This window comes from Crateriforma spongiae (genome assembly GCF_012290005.1).
In the GTDB taxonomy this organism is placed as follows: domain Bacteria; phylum Planctomycetota; class Planctomycetia; order Pirellulales; family Pirellulaceae; genus Crateriforma; species Crateriforma spongiae.
This window is the reverse complement of the sequence record NZ_JAAXMS010000006.1, coordinates 135,681-154,328: the sequence shown is the minus strand read 5'-3', so window position 1 is coordinate 154,328 and position 18,648 is coordinate 135,681. Positions and strand designations below refer to the sequence as shown.

Annotated in this window: 13 protein-coding genes; 5 read left to right on the top strand and 8 right to left on the bottom strand. The window is 57.7% G+C overall.

The annotated features are described in order from the left end of the window. The first annotated feature begins 166 nt into the window (after positions 1 to 166). From HFP54_RS17060 to HFP54_RS17050, 3 genes are read left to right on the top strand one after another with little or no spacing between them, the layout of a single operon-like run. Positions 167 to 1,237: a glycosyltransferase family 4 protein gene (locus HFP54_RS17060; RefSeq protein WP_168566083.1), complete on the top strand. Its 1,071-nt coding sequence runs from the start codon at positions 167 to 169 to the stop codon at positions 1,235 to 1,237. Further along, on the top strand, positions 1,234 to 2,343 hold the full coding sequence (locus HFP54_RS17055; RefSeq protein WP_168566082.1) for a glycosyltransferase: 1,110 nt from the start codon (positions 1,234 to 1,236) through the stop codon (positions 2,341 to 2,343). Before HFP54_RS17060 ends, HFP54_RS17055 begins: the two co-directional genes overlap by 4 nt. Continuing rightward, on the top strand, positions 2,328 to 3,185 hold the full coding sequence (locus HFP54_RS17050; RefSeq protein WP_168566081.1) for a glycosyltransferase family 2 protein: 858 nt from the start codon (positions 2,328 to 2,330) through the stop codon (positions 3,183 to 3,185). The genes HFP54_RS17055 and HFP54_RS17050 overlap by 16 nt, the downstream gene beginning before the upstream one ends. A 46-nt stretch (positions 3,186 to 3,231) precedes the next feature. On the opposite strand, the gene HFP54_RS17045 is transcribed toward HFP54_RS17050, so the two are convergent. The 3 genes from HFP54_RS17045 to HFP54_RS17035 all read right to left on the bottom strand — a co-directional run bounded on the left by HFP54_RS17045 (position 3,232) and on the right by HFP54_RS17035 (position 6,344). Next, the gene (locus HFP54_RS17045) at positions 3,232 to 4,053 is read right to left on the bottom strand and encodes a DUF4198 domain-containing protein (protein WP_168566080.1); all 822 of its coding nucleotides are present in this window, start codon (positions 4,051 to 4,053) and stop codon (positions 3,232 to 3,234) included. Between the two features lie 69 nt (positions 4,054 to 4,122). Beyond that, on the bottom strand, positions 4,123 to 5,211 hold the full coding sequence (locus HFP54_RS17040) for a DUF1559 domain-containing protein (RefSeq protein WP_168566079.1): 1,089 nt from the start codon (positions 5,209 to 5,211) through the stop codon (positions 4,123 to 4,125). A 359-nt stretch (positions 5,212 to 5,570) separates the two neighbouring features. Beyond that, positions 5,571 to 6,344 (bottom strand): hypothetical protein, encoded by a 774-nt coding sequence (locus HFP54_RS17035; RefSeq protein WP_168566078.1) that lies wholly within the window; start codon positions 6,342 to 6,344, stop codon positions 5,571 to 5,573. Between the two features lie 128 nt (positions 6,345 to 6,472). Between HFP54_RS17035 and HFP54_RS17030 the strand changes: the two genes are divergently transcribed. Further along, a complete protein-coding gene (locus HFP54_RS17030) occupies positions 6,473 to 7,969 on the top strand; it encodes a sulfatase family protein (protein ID WP_168566077.1) in 1,497 nt (498 codons plus the stop codon). On the opposite strand, the gene HFP54_RS17025 is transcribed toward HFP54_RS17030, so the two are convergent. From HFP54_RS17025 to HFP54_RS17015, 3 genes are read right to left on the bottom strand one after another with little or no spacing between them, the layout of a single operon-like run. Then, positions 7,966 to 8,481, bottom strand: a complete 516-nt coding sequence (locus HFP54_RS17025) for a nucleoside deaminase (protein ID WP_168566076.1) — start codon at positions 8,479 to 8,481, stop codon at positions 7,966 to 7,968. The genes HFP54_RS17030 and HFP54_RS17025 overlap by 4 nt on opposite strands. Before the next feature lie 58 nt (positions 8,482 to 8,539). After that, complete coding sequence (locus HFP54_RS17020; protein WP_146414664.1) at positions 8,540 to 11,443, bottom strand: PAS domain S-box protein; 2,904 nt, start codon at positions 11,441 to 11,443, stop codon at positions 8,540 to 8,542. 15 nt (positions 11,444 to 11,458) lie between these two features. Continuing rightward, positions 11,459 to 12,853, bottom strand: coding sequence for an ABC transporter substrate-binding protein (locus tag HFP54_RS17015; RefSeq protein WP_168566075.1), 1,395 nt, complete (start codon positions 12,851 to 12,853; stop codon positions 11,459 to 11,461). A gap of 466 nt (positions 12,854 to 13,319) precedes the next feature. Here HFP54_RS17015 and HFP54_RS17010 point away from each other — a divergent pair, with 466 nt between their 5' ends. Further along, complete coding sequence (locus tag HFP54_RS17010) at positions 13,320 to 13,766, top strand: response regulator (RefSeq protein ID WP_146414666.1); 447 nt, start codon at positions 13,320 to 13,322, stop codon at positions 13,764 to 13,766. A 105-nt stretch (positions 13,767 to 13,871) separates the two neighbouring features. On the opposite strand, the gene HFP54_RS17005 is transcribed toward HFP54_RS17010, so the two are convergent. Together HFP54_RS17005 and HFP54_RS17000 are read right to left on the bottom strand one after the other, a co-directional pair. Continuing rightward, entirely contained in the window at positions 13,872 to 15,311 is a 1,440-nt protein-coding gene (locus HFP54_RS17005) for a DUF1501 domain-containing protein (RefSeq protein ID WP_168566074.1), read from the bottom strand. A gap of 2 nt (positions 15,312 to 15,313) precedes the next feature. Beyond that, the gene (locus HFP54_RS17000) at positions 15,314 to 18,517 is read right to left on the bottom strand and encodes a DUF1553 domain-containing protein (protein WP_235951979.1); all 3,204 of its coding nucleotides are present in this window, start codon (positions 18,515 to 18,517) and stop codon (positions 15,314 to 15,316) included. Positions 18,518 to 18,648 lie beyond the last annotated feature (131 nt).

The window sequence follows — 18,648 nt, the reverse complement described above, 5'->3', positions numbered from 1 at the left end:
CCAACGGTTTGGTGATCGCACGATGCGAAGGAACCGCGGGGCTTCCCATTGCCCCGGTTAAAAATTTGCGTCTGGCACAGCAATTGCCAATCGACGTCCTTGCCAGGAAGAGCCAACAAGCACACGGACGTTTGACATAAATTTTGAACTATCGGATGACATCACAGTGAAAATCGGAATCATCGGGCACCTGAAGCATCCCATTGCGAAGCCATTCGCCGGCGGTTTGGAAACGTTCACGGATTCATTCGTACATTCACTGACCAAGCGTGGTCATGACGTCACTTTGTTTGCCAGTGGCGATTCGGACCCAACCCTACCTTTGGTCTCCATCATTAAGCGTGCGACGGTTGCCGATTCAAAGCGTCGCCTACAGCGTGTTCATCATGAATGGATCGAGTCGGTGGAGAACGAAGCCTATGCTTCTCTGATGGCCGGTCTGGCGGCAAGCAATTTTGACGTGATTCATAACCACACCCTCAGCCCGTTGCCGTTAGCTTTCGCGTCGACGTTACCGATGCCGATGATCACCACGCTGCACACGCCACCGTTGCCCCGAATGGTCGACGAACTTGCGGATCGCGGCAGTGACAACAGTGGCGCATTCGTCAACATCTCCAATGCCAACGCCGAACGATGGAGATCTTGCATCAGCCAACAAACCATTATCTACAACGGCGTCGACACATCGTTTTGGAAGAAGTGTCATCAGCCGAAACAGCGTCGTGCCATATGGTTTGGTCGCATCCTGGCGGACAAGGGGCCCCACCACGCAATTGATGCGGCACACGCGGCAGGGTTACCCATCGACATCGCCGGACCGGTTGCGGATTCCGAATACTTCGACCACGAGATTCAACCGCGACTGCAGGACACCGATTGCTATCACGGCCACTTGACCCATGAAGAATTGTGCGGCTTACTCAGCCGATCCGCGGTGGCATTGGTCACACCATGCTGGGACGAACCCTTCGGTTTAGTGGTGGCCGAAGCCTTGGCTTGCGGAACCCCCGTCGCAGGGTTTGCACGCGGTGCATTGCCCGAACTGATCACTCCCGCGGTCGGTCGATTGGCATGCCCCGGTGATTCATCGGACCTTGCACGTGCCGCTTTACAGTGCATCGACATCAACGGGTTGGCTTGCCGGCGTATCGCCCAGAAACGTTTCGGGTTCCAACGCATGGTCGACCAGTACGAATCGTTGTACGCACGTCATCGTTTGGAGGCGGCAGCATGAACCGTCCTCATGTCGGCTTTTATGTCCACTATCACGGATTGGGCCACAAACATCGGGCCGAAGCAATCATGCGTCATCTGGATTGCGATTGCACGGTCATCACCAGTCGATGTGGCGATGCCGCGTGGTCGGGCAAACACTTGATCGATGTGATGGACCTTCCCAGTGACATCGATGATGTTCCCGATCATGGCTATCGGCATCGTCAAGAAGTTCCCGCCCTGCATTACGCTCCTTTGTGGACAAGCAACATCACTGCACGCGTCGCCGCATACACGGGGTGGTTGCAAGATGCCAAGCCGGACTTGATGGTCGTGGATGTTTCGGCAGAAACTTCGATGCTGACGCGTTTGGCCTCCATCCCACAAGTCGTCGTCCGCCAACATGGTCGCCGTGATGACGATGCGCATCACAATGCATACGCCGCAGCGATTTCACTGCTGGCACCTTTTCCGGAATCTTGGGAGGACGACATCACACCGTCCTGGGTCCGCCAAAAGACGATCTATCTGAACGGTTTTCGCCGAGAACCGGAAAAGGCGCCACAGACGATACCACAGCATGAACGTCCCACCGTGGTCGTCATGTTTGGACGGGGAGGACATGCTGATGCGCACGCCCCACTGCGTTCCGCAGCGAACGAGTGCCCCGATTTTCAGTGGCTGGTGATCGGACTGGATGACGACGAACACCACCCGGCCGGTCCGGCAAACCTAAGCTTTCTTGGCTGGCAAGAATCCCCCCAAGATATCTATCGTCACGCCGATGTCGTGGTCACCGCGGCGGGGCACAACAGTGTGATGGAAATCGGATCTTATCGGCGACCGATGATCGCCATTGCCCAGGATCGCCCCTTCGACGAACAGATCCGCAAAGCCAGGATACTCGACCGTGAGGGCTTGGCGGTCGGATTGTCGCGCTGGCCCGAAGCTGGCAGCTGGCCAAAACTCCTGGATCGGGCCCGCCGGCTGGACACCAGCCAATGGGATCGCGTTTTTCAAGAGGACGGGGCGCAACAGGCGGCCAGCTATCTGACATCAACAGCACAATGGGCCGCTAAACAAAAACGTTCACAAACGGAAACGTCACCATGTCCTTCAGCGTGATGACGATCGTCCGTGGTCGTCGAAACCATTTATGGAATCAAGGCCGCAGCATCACCGAATCTCATCGCAAGCCGGACCAGTGGATCATCGTCGGCATGGATGAGGACGTGGATCCGCCGAGCATCCCCGGCGTCGATGTCGTGATCGATCGCGTCAATGGCGACGGCGAACGTTTGCCGCTGGCCGAAGCCCGCAACCGGGCGGCGGACCGTTGCAGCACCGAAACGATGGTGTTTTTGGACGTCGATTGCATCGCATCGCCCACATTGTTTCCAGCGATGGTCGACACCGTTCAACAGGCCGGTGGTCTATGGATGGGCGATGTTCGCTACCTACCCAAGGGCGCGACAACCGATCATTGGACGATGAACGACTTGATGCCGCTGTCGGTGCGTCATCCCTTGCAACCGAAACTGATAACGGACAGACAGCCGTCGCAGGACTATCACCGGTTTTGGTCTTTGTGCTTTGGGATCAGTCGCGAAGCCTTCGAAACGATCGGCGGATTTGATACCGGGTACGAAGGCTATGGTGGCGAAGACACCGATTTTGCCTTCACGGCAAGACGCGCCGGTGTGCCATTCGGTTTTGTTGCGGCTGTCGCATTTCACCAGCACCATCCGGTCTGCAAGCCACCGCTGAATCACTTCAGCCAGATCGTTTCCAACGCCGAACGATTCCGCCGCAAGTGGGATGTTTGGCCCATGGAGTCTTGGCTTCATGCGTTCGCCGAACGTGACCTGATTCGGTTCGATCCTGGTTCCGACCAAATCGATGTGCTGCGGTGTCCCAACAAGGACGAAGTGGCCGCGACCGTCATCGATTCGCCGGCCGGCTTTTGAAGCCTACCGACCGACGAATCTAACACACTGTGTCATCAAGACGTTCTTATTCGACAGCCACCCACGGACGCCCCGCCGGCACGTGTAGCGTGACCGTCGTGGCATAGCTGGTGAAATCATACTCATCTGATTTTTCATCGGACGCCGTATGGTGGGCGACCAATAAGTATCGACCTGGTTTTGGCGGCACCAGTGTCACGTTTCCCTGATCATCGGTGTCGGCTTCGTACCGGGGATCAAAGTTTTCGGCAAGCTGGCCGCCTTCGGGAATCAGGCTGACCCGACAATCGGCCAACGGCTGATGATGCAACAGCACCTTTGCCGTCAGTGGTTCCCCGGCAACCACTTCACGAAACGGACAGCTATCCAGTACCACTTCGAACGCCCAGCCGAAAGGTTTCTGATGTGGTCGGTCGTCCAGCGTGATCGAATCCAGCATCGGTCCCACGGCCACATACGTCTTGGCGGTACGTTGGCTGCGGATCGGGCGACCGTGGTTCAGCACCTTGTCCAGCGTTTGGGTGAAAGCATGAACGCCCGAAGATTTGGGTGACACCGTGGTTCGCCAAACGCCTTGCTTTTCCGCCGACGATGTCGAATGCATGGTGTCATTCAGGTCAACGTTCGCCCCGTCGGGCTGATGCCATCGTGTGGTGGTCCAGTCCAAGGTGACTTGGCTGGCCAACAGAAAATCGCGATGCCCGTTTCCGTGATTTCCCAAACACAGTTCGACGTTCAGGGGCTGGCCGTTTCGAACGATCGGCGTGTTGGTTTGCAGCCATGTGTCGTGAGCCGACGTCTCCGATTTTCCGAACAAGCCGAAGAATACCGTGATGATGAAAATGGTGCGGGTAAGTGATTTCAACATGGAATGATTTTGTCTTTCGATGGATGATTTGATTGAATGAAGTGAATGCGATTTGGTACCCCCAGCGGGTCACCACGCTTCGATGCTGCGATGGTCGTTCCTGGATCCAACCGAACGCCATGTTTCCAGGTCGATACTTTCGCTGGCGAAACGCACGCTGCCATCACACAAAGCGACGTGAACGCCGCCGGGATGGTTGCTGCGTGCCGCGAAGACGCCCCAACCACATGACTGCATGTCGGGGATCCCACTTTGCGGCGGGTGGTAATGCGAATAACCGGTCCAATATTCGCGTCCATTGATCCAGCCTGCACCGCGTTGTCCGGACCAGCCGCGAAACAGCGAACTGCCCTGCGTGAAGTCTTCCAATTCGTCGGGGTCGTCGGGCAACTGGTAACCTTTCATCCCCGGACTCGATGGCGATCGCGAACGGTCGATGAAGTCACAGCGGACATTCATCATCGTTCGGCGCCGCTGATAGTCGTTGGTCGGCGCCGCAGGACTCTGCTGGCTGACCCCCAACAGCGACTCGGAAAACGCGGCAGTGTTACTGAGCCCATCGGTGATGGATTCGAAACCCACGTTGGCATCGATCCACAGAATCCCGTCGGTGGGCACGCGGGTGTCGTACTTGGTCCCGACGCCGGTGCCAAAGTTCATGGCATAGTTGGTTCCGGAATACTGTTGGACCGGCCCGGACCCGGAAAGCGTGGTGACGTCGTAAACACGATCCACACTTTCACTGGGACAAGTCAGCAGGCTGATCGGGGTTTGAGCCGCCTGGTCGTGTGGCGCGACCAAGGTTCCGGGACAACATCCCACGTGAAGCGGGCGTCCGAAGTCGATCAAGTCCAGAACGTTCCCTTGTTCATAGAACGATGCCATCTGGGCGAAGACCGAAAAGTTCCCGGATATTCCGGTTCCGGTCGTGTAGTTGGCAGGCAAGCGTTTGTAGGCACTTTCGTAATTGTGCATCGCCAAGACGATCTGCTTCATGTTGTTGCTGCAGCTCATCCGCCGCGCCGCTTCGCGGGCCGACTGGACGGCTGGCAACAACAAGGAAACCAGGATTCCAATGATCGCAATGACGACCAGTAGTTCGACCAACGTAAACGCCGGGCGGCCACGCCGGAAAACGGGCGGGTGATAGGAGTACAAGGATGAATCTCTCTGTGCTTATCAGTTGAATTGTTTTGTGAAGGATCGGATCTGACCGGCAGGGGCGCGCAGCAATCGCGTCAACAACCGCGTGCGAAAACGCGGCAGACGGATCGATGATTCCCGTTGACTGGCCGTCCCAAAGGACGCCTCCATGCCGACGGCGGCAACTCACGCGTTGTTGTGAGGAACGAGCGATCGCCGTGACCGCGACATGGAAGCGGTATTGGTGTGTCAGGCGTCTGGCACCGCGGACAACGGCGCGCACCTGTATCAAGCCCACACGTCGAAAAACGCGTTTGCATGGGATCGGGATTTGCGAAACAGAAAGCCCGGCGATCAACGCCGGACGCGGCAAATCAACACCAGGGAACCGGCGGATCAGGTAGATGAATGATCGATTCGGCGGACTGATCGGACAAAGTCATCCAATAGACTAATGCGACGTCCGACCTAGTCATCGTGGGAGGATCACTGCCTAAATCGGCCATGAACGTCCAAAGCCACGACAACCCGCGACATTCAGCGGCCTTCCACCACAACACGATGCGGGTTGCATCGTTGTCATCATCGATCGCGGCCGTGCACCGGGAATCGTCGCCGCTGGATTTCGATCCACAGCAACAACAGGACTCGCCAGACTTGGGAACCACCGTCGAGTCAGCCAATTCGGCCCGTCGCTGGGCAACCCGACGGACCAAAAACGGCGGTGGTGTTACCCCGTTTTCGTCGGCCCACCGCAGCTTTTCTTCGTCATTGAAACAACAACACTTGTCCCAACAAAACTCGGCGGTCGAACAACCACAGGGACAGGCTTCACAGGGAAAACGTTGGTCCGAAGACCGGGGTGAGGATTTCGGAGAAACCGGAACAAAAAGGCAACCCGACAGCGCACCGCCCAACACCAACAACAACACCAAAGCGATGCTGCGGCGAATCAAACCGGGGCGAATGGAATGGGCAAACAGCGGTATCAAAAGAATTCGTACAAGGAGCGTCGGAAACGCTCGTTCCTCACTTGAGGCAGTATGGTCAGTCGCCGGCGGATCGACAACGCCATTGGAGACGTCCGCCCCGAAGAACGGATTCCCGCTGAATGCGTCCGGCCCGTCGGGTGGTGAATGAACGAACATGCCGCCACGTCGGTCCGTTCAGACCTTTTACAATGTCGCGACGACGATCCAGCACGCGCGGTCGTCACGCTGCCTTTCATGCCTCCCATCTACGCTGCCCACTGCCCCCCGCGCTCCGACCAGCACCAATGAAAACATCCATCATTCGGCATCTATTTTTTGCGTTCACTTGCGTGATTCCGGCGATCGGAAACGCCGCATCCGACGCCCCGCCGCGACCTCACGTGATCGTCATCTTGGTCGACGACATGGGTTACGGTGACCCGGGATGCTTCAACGCAGAATCAAAAATCGCAACGCCCAATATCGATCGCTTGGCTGCCGAAGGCATGCGATTTACCGATGCCCACGCCCCCGGCCCCCTGTGCCACATGTCGCGATACGGGCTGATGACCGGTCGGTATCCGTTCCGCACGAACGTCGGTGTCTGGCCGACGCAACCTTTGATCGACGAAGGCCAAACCACCATCGCCAGCCTGGCCAAGCGACAAGATTATCACACCGCCATGGTGGGCAAATGGCATCTGGGGTTCGCCGAAAATGGTTATGAAAATCCGCTGCCCGGCGGTCCGGTCGACCACGGTTTTGACCAATTCTTTGGCATTCGCGCATCGACCGATATCCCACCGTATTTTTACATCCGTGACGACCGTGCCGTACAACCACCGAGCAATACGATCGAAGCCAACCAGACTGAAGGCTGGTCACCGATCCAAGGTGAGTTCTGGCGTGCCGGCGGCATCGCTCCCGACTTGTCGTTGGATGAAGTGCTTCCGCGTTTCACCCAGGAAGCCATCGATGTGATCGAAGGTCATCAGCGCGATACAAACGGCGTTAATGATCAGGCAACCGACCAGCGGTTGATGTTGTATTTGGCTTACCCCGCGCCGCACACGCCATGGTTACCGTCGGAAGCTTTTCAAGGAAAAAGCGACGCTGGTCTGTATGGTGATTTTGCGATGATGGTCGACGCAGAAATCGGCAAGGTCATCGGTGCTTTGGCACGAACCGGGATGCTGGATGAATCGCTGGTCATCATGACCTCCGACAACGGCCCGGTTTGGTACGACGAAGATGTCGAACGTTTTGGTCACGATTCGGCCGGGCCACTACGTGGGATGAAAGCCGACGCCTGGGAAGCCGGACACCGCATGCCGTTCATCGTACGCTGGCCGGGTCACGTCCAACCCGCCAGCCAAAGCGACCAACTGGTTTGCTTCACCGACATCATGGCGACGCTGGCCGATCTGTGGGACGTGCCATTGGGTGATGACGAAGGCCCCGACAGTTTCAGTTTCCTTTCCGCATTGACCGACGATACCGACGGCGATCGAGCGGGGGATGCTCGGCGACGAACCGAAATCGTCATGCGTCCGGGCAGTGGACGGATGATGGTGATTCGAAAAGACGACTGGAAGCTGATCGACGGATTGGGTTCAGGCGGGTTTTCAAAGCCGCGAACGATCGCCCCGGCAACCGACGGTGTTAACGGGCAACTTTACAACTTGAAAAGCGACCTGGCTGAATCGAAAAACCTGTTCGGCAGATATCCCGATTTGGTTTCCCAGCTCCGCGATCGGATGAAGGTGATCCAAAAACGTGGTCACCGATTGGTCCAAGACTAGGAAGCGTCTTTTCGGTTTTGCAGCAAGAGTTCGCGACAACGTTCGCGGCGTACCAGCCCGCGAATCTTTGGCGAACGATTGGCATGCCGAAAGAATTCTTCGCACGGCAATTCCAACGTCTTGTAGCCGGCTTCCAAGATGTCGCTGCACGACGCTCCGTAAACGATCCCGTCCACCTTGGCCATCGCCGCGGTTGCCGCGCACATCGGGCATGGTTCACCGGTGGTGACCAGAATCAACCCCGACAAATCCAGTCGACCGGTCAGCCGGCAAGCTTCGTCCAACGCGTTGACTTCGCCGTGACGTGAAATTTGGTTTCGGCGCCGGACCGTATTATGAGCCGTCACGACGCAACGACCGTCGGAATGAAAGATTCCGGCGGCAAACGGACTCTGCCCCGCCGCGATGCCTTGCTGCAGCGTGTCGATCACCTGGTCCATCCAGTCGTTCAACCGTTGCAAATCGCCGAACCAATCGTCGGTTCGTTGGTCTTCGGCATTGTCGGTCAACATTGAATGTTCCTGGTGGAAACAGTGGGCGGACATTGGCACGCCGTCGCGAGTGGCGGGTTCACGCGTCGGCCGTTGTTTCAATCTCATTCAGACGCATTTGGATCATCGCGTCCGCTTTGTCTTGCGTTTCGACCGGTCGTGGAATCTCGACATAGAACGTGCTGCCCTTTGATGGTTCAGATTCGATGCGAATTTCCCCATCCAACCGATCGACGATCCGCCGGCAGATCGCCAAACCGATCCCCGTTCCCTTGTACGTGTCCATGCTGTGCAGGCGTTTGAAAACACCGAAGATCTGTTTGTGATACTTCGGGTCAATTCCGATCCCATTGTCGGACACTGACAAGACCCATTTGTCGTGCCGGGTTTCGCCGCAGACCTGGACGCGAGGTTCGGCTTCGCTTCGGTATTTGATTGCGTTTCCGATCAGGTTTTGAAACAGTTGCGCCAACTGAGTCGGATCGGCCCGCACGACCGGCAAATCGTCGATTTCGACTCGGGCATTCGATTCATGGATCGAGTGTGACAGATTTTCGATCGCCCGCTGCGCGGCATCGTTGGCATCGACATCGACCAATGGCTTGCCCTGGGATTCGATTCGCGAAAACGACAGAAGGTCTTGGATCAACGTCCGCATGCGGTGGGCGCCGTCGACGATGTACTTCATGAACCGCTGGGCATCTTCGTTCAATTGCCCTTCGCATTCTTCATCCAACAGTTCGCAGAACGATGTGATTTTGCGGAGCGGTTCTTGCAAATCATGGGACGCGACGTAGGCGAACTGCGCCAGTTCGTCATTGCTGCGTTTCAATTCCAGGTTGGCACGCTGTAACGCCACCTCGTTGATTTTTCGGTCCGTGATATCGATGTGCACACCGATCATCCGCAACGGACGGTCGTCGTTTCGTTCGGCCAACTTGCCACGCGACAGAATCCATCGATAACTGCCGTCCCGGTGCCGCATTCGAAAGGTTGATTCGTAATCAGTGGCACGGCCTTCCAAACAATCGCCGATCGCCTTTTCGACTTCCGGTAAATCGGCGGGGTGAACGCGACGTTGCCAGCCTTCGAAGTTCTCATAGGCTAGTTCTTCGCCCAACTGCATCGACAATTCGCGGTTGATACGAACGTTGGACGTGCCGACGTCCCAGTCCCACATGCCGATGCTGGCACTGCGGACGGTCAAACGCAATCGTTCCTCGCTTTCCTTTGCAACACGCGTGGCTTCTTCCAATTCGGCCTGAGCGTTTTTTAATTCGGTGATGTCATTGATCACCGCAATGATGCCGGCCAGTTCGCCTTCGGCATCGAAAATCGGAATCTTGTCGGTGCTGGCCCAGCGGGTGCCTTTGTTTTCGATCGACACACGTTCGATGATCCCCAGCCGAGGTTTCCCCGAACGCATGACTTCCAAGTCGTCTTTGTAATAGGCGTGATAGTCGGCGAAGAAATCGCCAGTGCTGTGGCCTTCGATTTGTTCCGGCGGCAAACCAACCATTTCCGCACCGGCGCGGTTGACGCGCAGGATGCGATTGTGTCGGTCCTTGAACAACACGGTGGCGGGGATGGAATCCAAAATCAGCTGGGTTTCGCGCCGCAAGCGTTCGTTTTCTTGTTGTTGCTGACGACGCTTGGTCACGTCGACCACGGTCGCCAGCAAACCGCTGCCGTCGGACCATTCGACCGGCGACAAACCAAATTCCAAAAACACCGCTTCCCCGCCACGCCGACGACCGGCCGCGGGTCGCACACCGTCCCAGCTGCGAAACGAAAACTGTGGATGCAAATCCACCGTGTCATTGGTGTCGTCGGGATTGCTGAGCGCGTCGGGGATCAACATCGTGATGGGGCGTCCGATCAATTCCGATCGGTCGTATCCGAAAATGTTTTCGGTCGCATCGTTGACCAGGGTGATTGTGCCGGAATGATCCGTGCCGATGATTCCACCGGGCGCGTGATCGACCACGGCCCGCAAACGGTTTTCCGACGACTGCAACAAGTCACGCGATACGGTCGTCTGTGACAGGGAATCGATCAGCCGGTTGAACGAGTCGCTCAGACTTTGGAACTCCGACGTTTCGTTGACGTCGACCAATCGCGACAGATCATTGCCTTCCTGAATTTCCTGGATCTGTTCGGCCAACAGAGACAGTTGGCGTGTCGATCCACGCGTCACCAGCGACACCGCCAAGATCAACGACGCGGCGCAGGCGGCCAACACGCCCAGGAAAAACAGATCCAGGTTTTTGATCGACCCAAACGCCACCGATTGGCGTTCCGATTGGCGAATCTGCAACCCCGGATATCCCGGTAACGAACGCGATGCCCAAATCCATCGATCATCGCCCAAGTTGAACTCCGACGAACGGTACAAACGCTGGCCTTCGTCAAACAGTTGCGCTTCGTGATCAAAGTCAGTGGTCAGAAAATCATCCAAGAAAACCGTCGTGTCGTACTCAATCGCCAAAGCCGCTTCCGGCGAACCACCGTATTGCACCGGAGCCACGATCAGAATCGAATCTTCGTCGATTTCAAAATAGTCCTGTCCCGACATCACCGTTTCGATGAATCGTTCGACGGGCAGCGGATTGGCGTTGCCGTTGGTCATCACCGCGCGTCCGCGATAATCCAACATCGTGACATGCCGGAACGCCGGGCTGGGCAATTGCAACGACCGCAAGAAGACGACCAGTTGGCCTTCCCGTTGGCTTTTGTCGACGATCGAATTGATCAGCAAGTCGTTGGCGGCCAGCGTTTTGGCGGTCCCACGCAACAGGTTCAAGCGATCAGCCAACGCGATCGCCGTGATCGTCGCATTCTGCTGCATCCGATTGCTGACTTCTTGGGCGACCGTGCGACGGATGCTGTATCGGGTGACCCAGACGATCGCGATCAACGCGACCAACGTCAGCGGCACGACTCGTAGGAGCAGTGTCTGTTGCAGTGTCCTGGTTCTGGCCATCCGGTGGGTCCGATGCTAATTCGGTCCAAGCGGCACAATCACTCCGGCCTCGTCGAATCGGGCCAGATGCAGATCGTCGATCGTCAAAGCATCGTGATCGGTGACGGTGAACGGTCGCTGGAAGTTTCGAATGAGCCCATTGTAGTTTTTCAGACGCTCCAGTGCGGCACGAACTTCCAAACGGTCCACCGTGCCGGCTTGGCGAATCGCCTGGGCCAGCATCATGACGACCTCATAAGCGTGTGCGGTTCCTGTCGGTGCAAAGATATCGCGGGCCGAATCCGCATCGTCAAACGTCCGACAATACGCCGCAACAACGCTTCGCGCGGTGTCCGTCAAATCGGCGGACAAGAACGAATACGACTGTAAAAACCGCAAATCCACGCGGTTCAGGTCGTCGCCGACCTGGTCGGCAAAGTTGCCGCCGGTGATCCCCCAGTGGGACAGGATTGGGATCCGATCTTCGGCGGGTACTTGAGCCATCTGCTGGACGAATCGAATGCCTTCCAGCGGATTGGCGACCAGCAACACGACTTCCGCGCCGCTGCTGCGGATCGCATCGATCTGCATTCGGAAACTGGGCTCGCCCCAGTGAAACCACTGGACGGTCGTCGGCTGTAGCTCTCGTTCATCCAACGCCTGACGCATGGCCACTTCGTTGGACCGGCCCCATCCGGTGCTTTCCAGAACCAGGGCGATTTGCGTTTTGTCGTCCTGGATCGCATTTCGAACCAAAAATTCGCCTGCGAATTCATCACGTACCGAAACGCGAAACACAAAATTCGGCTCGTAACCGTTGGCCACCAGCGGTGTCCCCGCCGCCCAGGGTCCAAGGTAAGGCAATTCAACGTCGTGAATGACGGACAATTCTTCCAACGCCACAGGGGTATGGATTCCGCCGACGACCGCCACGACATCCGGATTGGCCGCCAGATCGCGAATGTTGTCGATGCCGCGTGCGGGATTGCCACGATGATCGCAAACCAGCAACTCGACCTGGCGCCCCAGCAATCCGCCGTCTTGATTGATGCGGTCGATCGCCAGAACGATGCCACGTCGGATCGCTTCCCCCGACTTGGCCGATGCCGAGGACATGTCGGCATCCAATCCGATCAAAATCCTGGGGACGCGATCGCGTACCGGCGAGGAAGCCGCCACGGCGTCGGCGTCTTGAAAACCGGCTTCGCTTTGCCGATCGCTGCCCGACCAGGGCGTCGTCGTTGAACGGGCCGAACGCCCACGTGAACGGTTTGACGTCCGTTCGATCGGCAATGTCAGCCCCGGCCCCGGAGAACCGATCGCCGTTGCATCATGGGAATTGGCGACTGAATCGCTGGATGAATCGCACCCGGCCAGGGCAAGACACACGATCGCGGCAGCACACCCGATGGCTGAAAGAAATTGATTCATCGGAAGTTTCCGATCCAAACAAAGACGATGCACGACGGGCCACGCGCCCTGGGACGAAGCCGTCATTTCACTGCAAAGCTGAATTGCCATGGCAAAGCCGACGTGCCGCCAACGCTTCGGTCGCCGGCCAAAACCTGGCCGGACCGGGCAATCAACCGTGCAATTCGGTCGCAGACCACCACAACGATCGACCATGACGAATACTTCATACAATTGGGATTTCCGCGGCGAGTATAGCTGGGGGGCCGGTGTCACTTGAACCGCGATTCTGGCTGCATTTTTAGCCGTTGTTCTGCGTTTTGCTTTCCGCGACGACACGTGCATTGCGTTGCCCGGCCAAACAACGTTCGATATACCTATTCCCCCCTCGATCCCTTTTCCGCCCCAATCGCCCCCATGCGGTCCGCCCCCGGGTCCGCGATATGTCGGTGAGCGATTTGCAAGACGACCTTGTCCAATTTCACTGATGACCGAACCGCTCGCCAAACCGATTAACATCCTGCTGGTCGAAGACAGCGACGCCGATGCGGAATTGACGACGCGTGCATTGAAGCGTGGCAAGATCGCCAACACCCTGAACCGGGTCGTCGATGGGGTGGAAGCGATGGAGTATCTGCGGGGCCAAGGCAAGTACGCCGACCGGTTGCGTCCCGATCTGATTCTGCTGGACCTGAACATGCCGCGGATGGATGGCCGCGAAGTCTTGCGGGAAATCCAACAAGACGACGATCTGAAGCAAATCGCGGTGGTGATCTTGACCACGTCCGATTTTGAAACGGATGTGCTGGAGGCTTTCGGTCTCAGCAACGAAGCCTACATCGTCAAACCCGTCGACGCGGCCCAATTCTTCAGTATCGTCCAATCGCTGAAAGACTTTTGGGTGCGCGTCGTGCGATTGCCCGACGAACAGTAACGGTCGTCTCGGTCGCCCACCGGGCATGGCCGCGCCTTGCCAAGTTGCGGTCACCGCGTGCGGACATCGCGACGCCGCGAACCGATCACTGTTAAGCCAAGATGTCTAAGCCAAGATGTCTTCGACCACGTGGCCATGAACGTCGGTCAATCGGAAACGGCGTCCTTGATACTTGAACGTCAAACGTTCGTGATCGATGCCCATCAGGTGCAACAACGTGGCATTGAAGTCGTGAACGTGGACGGGATTTTCGGTGACGTTGTATCCGAATTCATCGGTCGCACCGTAGGTCATGCCGGGTTTGATCCCGCCACCCGCCATCCACATCGTGAAGCAACGCGGATGGTGATCGCGCCCATAGTTGGTGGCCGTCAGTGTGCCCTGGGAATACGAAGTTCGTCCGAATTCGCCGCCCCAAATCACCAGCGTGTCGTCCAGCAAACCGCGTTGCTTCAAATCCTTGACCAACGCCGCAGACGCTTGATCGGTTTCGGACGCTTGTCCGCGAATCTGTTTGGGCAAATTCGAATGCTGGTCCCAGCCTTGGTGATACAGCTGGATAAAACGCACATCCCGTTCGGCCAGACGCCGGGCCAACAAACAGTTCGACGCGAACGTCCCCGGCTTGCGTGCGTCTTCGCCATACATGTCGAAGGTTGATTCCGGTTCGTCCGAAAAATCGGTCGCATCAGGCACGCTGGTCTGCATGCGATACGCCATTTCGTATTGTGCGATCCGCGATTCGATTTCTGGGTCCAGCTCTTTGGCAAACTGGTGCCGGTTCAATTGGGCGATCGCGTCCAGTTGGGCACGACGTCGCATCGGCGAAATGCCGGCCGGATTGGACAAGTACAGCACCGGATCGGTGCCGCCGCGAAACTGCACACCCTGGTGACGCGAATCCAAAAATCCGTTGCCCCACAGTCGTGCATACAAAGGTTGCCCGCCTTGGTTGGCCGAAACCAGCACGATGAACGCCGGCAGGTCCGCGTTTTCGCTTCCCAGTCCGTAAGAAAGCCAAGCGCCCAACGACGGACGTCCCGCGATCTGCGATCCGGTTTGGAAAAACGTGATCGCCGGATCGTGATTGATCGCTTCGGTGTACATCGAACGGACGAAGCAAACGTCATCCACAATGTCACGGTGGTGGGGCAACAGTTCGCTTAGCCAAGCCCCGGACTTGCCGTATTGCTGGAACTTAAACTGCGACCCGGCCATCGGCAAAGACGACTGATTGGCCGACATTCCCGTCAACCGTTGTTCGCCACGCACCGACGACGGCAATTCCTTGCCGTTCATTTCATTCAACATCGGTTTGTAATCGAACAAATCCTGCTGGGCCGGACCGCCGGATTGGAACAGGTAGATCACGCGTTTGGCTTTCGCCGGATGATGCAAGCCGCCACCGACGCCGGACGTGGGAGCGGCACCGGAATTGGACTGGTTCAGCAGTTGAGCCAACGCGGCGATACCGATACCCGTCGCGCCACGCCGGAAAAACACGCGCCGGTTCACACCGGTCGCCTGGGATGATTCAAAAGGCATCTTTATCGTTTCCAAATCGTGGCATCTAAATTCAAAATCGCCTGACAAACCGTGGTCATGGCGGCTAATTCGATCGGATCCGCCGTGGCGTCCACCGCCGAATCACCGATCGAAATCAATTGTTCGGCTGCTTCGGGATGGTCGGCAAAGTAACGACGTTCATCATCCAAAAGTGACAACAGCAATCGCATCTCTTCCTGGTCCGCGTCACGACCGGCCAGACGCAGGAACGCGGCAGCGACGGCATCACCAGAATCTTTGGCCCCCAAAACGTCTTGGGCCAAAACGCGTGACGCTTCGACAAACTGAACGTCGTTCAACAACACCAATGCTTGCAGCGGAGTGTTCGTTCGCGACCGCACCACCGTGCAGACTTCACGTGTCGTCGCGTCAAAAGCCATCATGTTGGGCAATGGCACCGTCCGCTTCCAAACCGAGTACAACGATCGTCGATACAGCGATTCGCCCACCGATTGCTGGTACGGCGGCGACATCCCGTTGGACTCTTTCCACAAGTCCTTGCCCGGTTGGTAGGGCGAAACCGGGGGTCCGCCCATCTGTCGGTCCATCAGCCCCGATGCGGCCAAAGCCAAGTCGCGGATCTGTTCGCCGCTGTACCGGTGGGCCGGGCCTCGCGATAGCAACCGATTTTCCGGATCCACTTCCATCGTCTTCTTGTCCGGCACGGAATCCTGGCAATAGGTGGCTGACAAAACGATTAGCCGGCACAACCGCTGGACATCCCAGCCGTTGTCGACAAAGTCGCGGGCCAACCAGTCCAGCAATTCGGGATGCGTGGGCAGTTCACCCTGCAGGCCAAAATTCTCCGGCGTCCGCACCAAGGGTGCCGAAAAGAAACGCGACCACAAATGATTCACCGCCACCCGCGCCGTCAACGGATGATTAGGATGCGTCACCCAGCGTGCCAGCCCTAGACGGTCCTGGGGCCACTGGTCAGACCACGGCAATTCGATCGCTGTGGGAACGTTGCGTTGCACCCGCGTGGAATCGTCGGTCGGGGCGTCGTATTGCCCACGAGCCAGCAAGTGGGTTTCGCGTGGTGTGTCCCATTCTTGCATGATCGGAATTTCGTTCATCGCTTCTTCGGCCATCACCACCGCTTGGCGAGCCTTTGTCAGTCGCCCCATCGCATCACGACAGTCCGAATCCAACGCCGAAACATAGGTGTCGGCCAAATCGCCTTCCCATTGCCCGGTGGCCAGAAAACCCAGCTCCGGTGCAGTCAACTGTCGTTGGTACAATCGAACATCGTCGATCAACCCACCGGTCAGCCCCCGCGCCCGGAAACGCTGGCCGACCACAAATTCGCCGCCATGATCGACTTTGACATTGCTGCTTTTCTTGATGTCATTTCGCAGCACCGTCGTGGGCAACGGCACTCCGTTCAGATACAGCTTCAGCCCCCTAGCATCCGACGACCCGTCATACGTCGCCGACAATTGGTGCCATACGTCGGCCGGGATCGGGTCCACGGTGCGGACACCGATCGCGTTGCCCGGCCAAACGCGATACATCCTCGATTCGACATGACCGTCGACGATCGTCAGATCCCATCCGTTGTACCCACAGTCGGTGCCGCGGGTGTGGTGAACGATCAGGCTGCGAAGCGGCGAACGTTCGGTTTCCCGCAGCGTCACCACCACCGAAAACGGCGTCCATCGATCCAGCGGATCGACGCCGTGTACCGTCACGCCTCGCTGGCCATCCAACGACAACGCACGTCGCGTCGTTTCGCCTTTGAAATCGGCCAAGTCCGCCGCCTGGGATTCGGGCAGGACAGGGATCTGGGATCCTTCAACGGCCACCAAGTCCGGCATCGATGTCCAACCCCGATCGTTTTCCGACGGGTGGTAGATCTCTTTGATCGAATTGTCAAAGTCACGATCGAACGACAACGCAACCTTCAGATCGGGTAACTCGGCCGGTGGCGTGATGTCTTGCTTTTCTTGCGTCCACCGGTCACGAGCCTGTTCGACCAGTCGGCGATATTCTTCCAGACGCTGCTTGGCGTCCCGCTTGGCCTGCTCCAGTGCAACCGCCTGTTCGTCGGTGGGCAACAGCATCGACGGACAGGGCACCTTGGCCGTCCGGTCGTACACGCCGGATTCGTCAATGCTGTTGAAAAAGGCTGACAACGCGTAATAGTCACGCATCGGCAGCGGGTCGTATTTGTGATCGTGACAGCGGCAACATTCCATCGTCAGCCCCAACACCGCGGTTCCGAAGGTGTGCACGCGGTCGGCGACGTTTTCCACCCGCCATTCTTCGAACACCGCGCCGCCTTCGTTGTTCAATCGGTGGATGCGATTGAAAGCGGTGGCCAACCGTTGATCGGTCGTCGGGTTTTCCAGCAAGTCCCCCGCCAACTGCCATGTCAGAAAATCGTCATAGGGCAGGTTTTCATTGAAGGCGCGGACGACCCAATCGCGGTACGGCCACTGCGTGTTCAGTTTGTCAGACTGGTAACCGTACGAATCGGCGTACCGGGCCAAGTCCAACCATCCGACCGCCATGTGTTCGCCGAAGGACCGCGACTGCAGCAATCGATCGACCGCATCGCGATAGGCGGCGTCCGCGTCGTGTTTGCATGCGTCGACAAAACGTGCGATCTGACCGGACGTCGGCGGTAACCCGGTCAGGTCGAACGTGACGCGGCGCAGCCAACGCGTGTGAGACGCAGGATCAGCGGGCGACAACCCGGCTTTTTCCAAACGGGCGGCGACAAATCGATCGATCGGGTTGCGGCACCAGTCATCGTCTTGCACGGCGGGGACATCGACGGTGTCGGGCAACGGTTGAAACGACCAGTGCTTGGCATAAGCCGCGCCTTGGTCGATCCAGCGTCGCAGCGTTTCGACGTCGCCATTGGACAGAGTCAACTTGGACTCCGGCGGCGGCATCCGCATGTCAGGATCGTCGCTGGTGATGCGGTCGATCAGATCGCCCGATTCCAACACGTACTCCGCATCTTCACGCCGATCCAACCGCAAGCCGGCTTGGCGGTTGGCGTCGTCGGGCCCGTGACAATAGTTGCATTTGTCCGAAAGAATCGGCCGCACGTCACGCGCAAAATCAATCTCCGAGGACGGCGTTTCCGCCATCGAAACGGATCCGAATGAGGCAATCACCAACACCATCGCTGCGCCGGGCGCCGCGGTGCCGGATGAAGTCAAAAACATTGGCATCAGATCAAAGGGCCGAAGTGGGGAAACAATCTGAAAATCGGTTTCGCCGGTCGAACGAACGATACCGCTGAAGCCGCAATGCACCGGTCGGGTCTGGGGCGGCATTGGCCGATCCGCAGGGCGATCGCCCT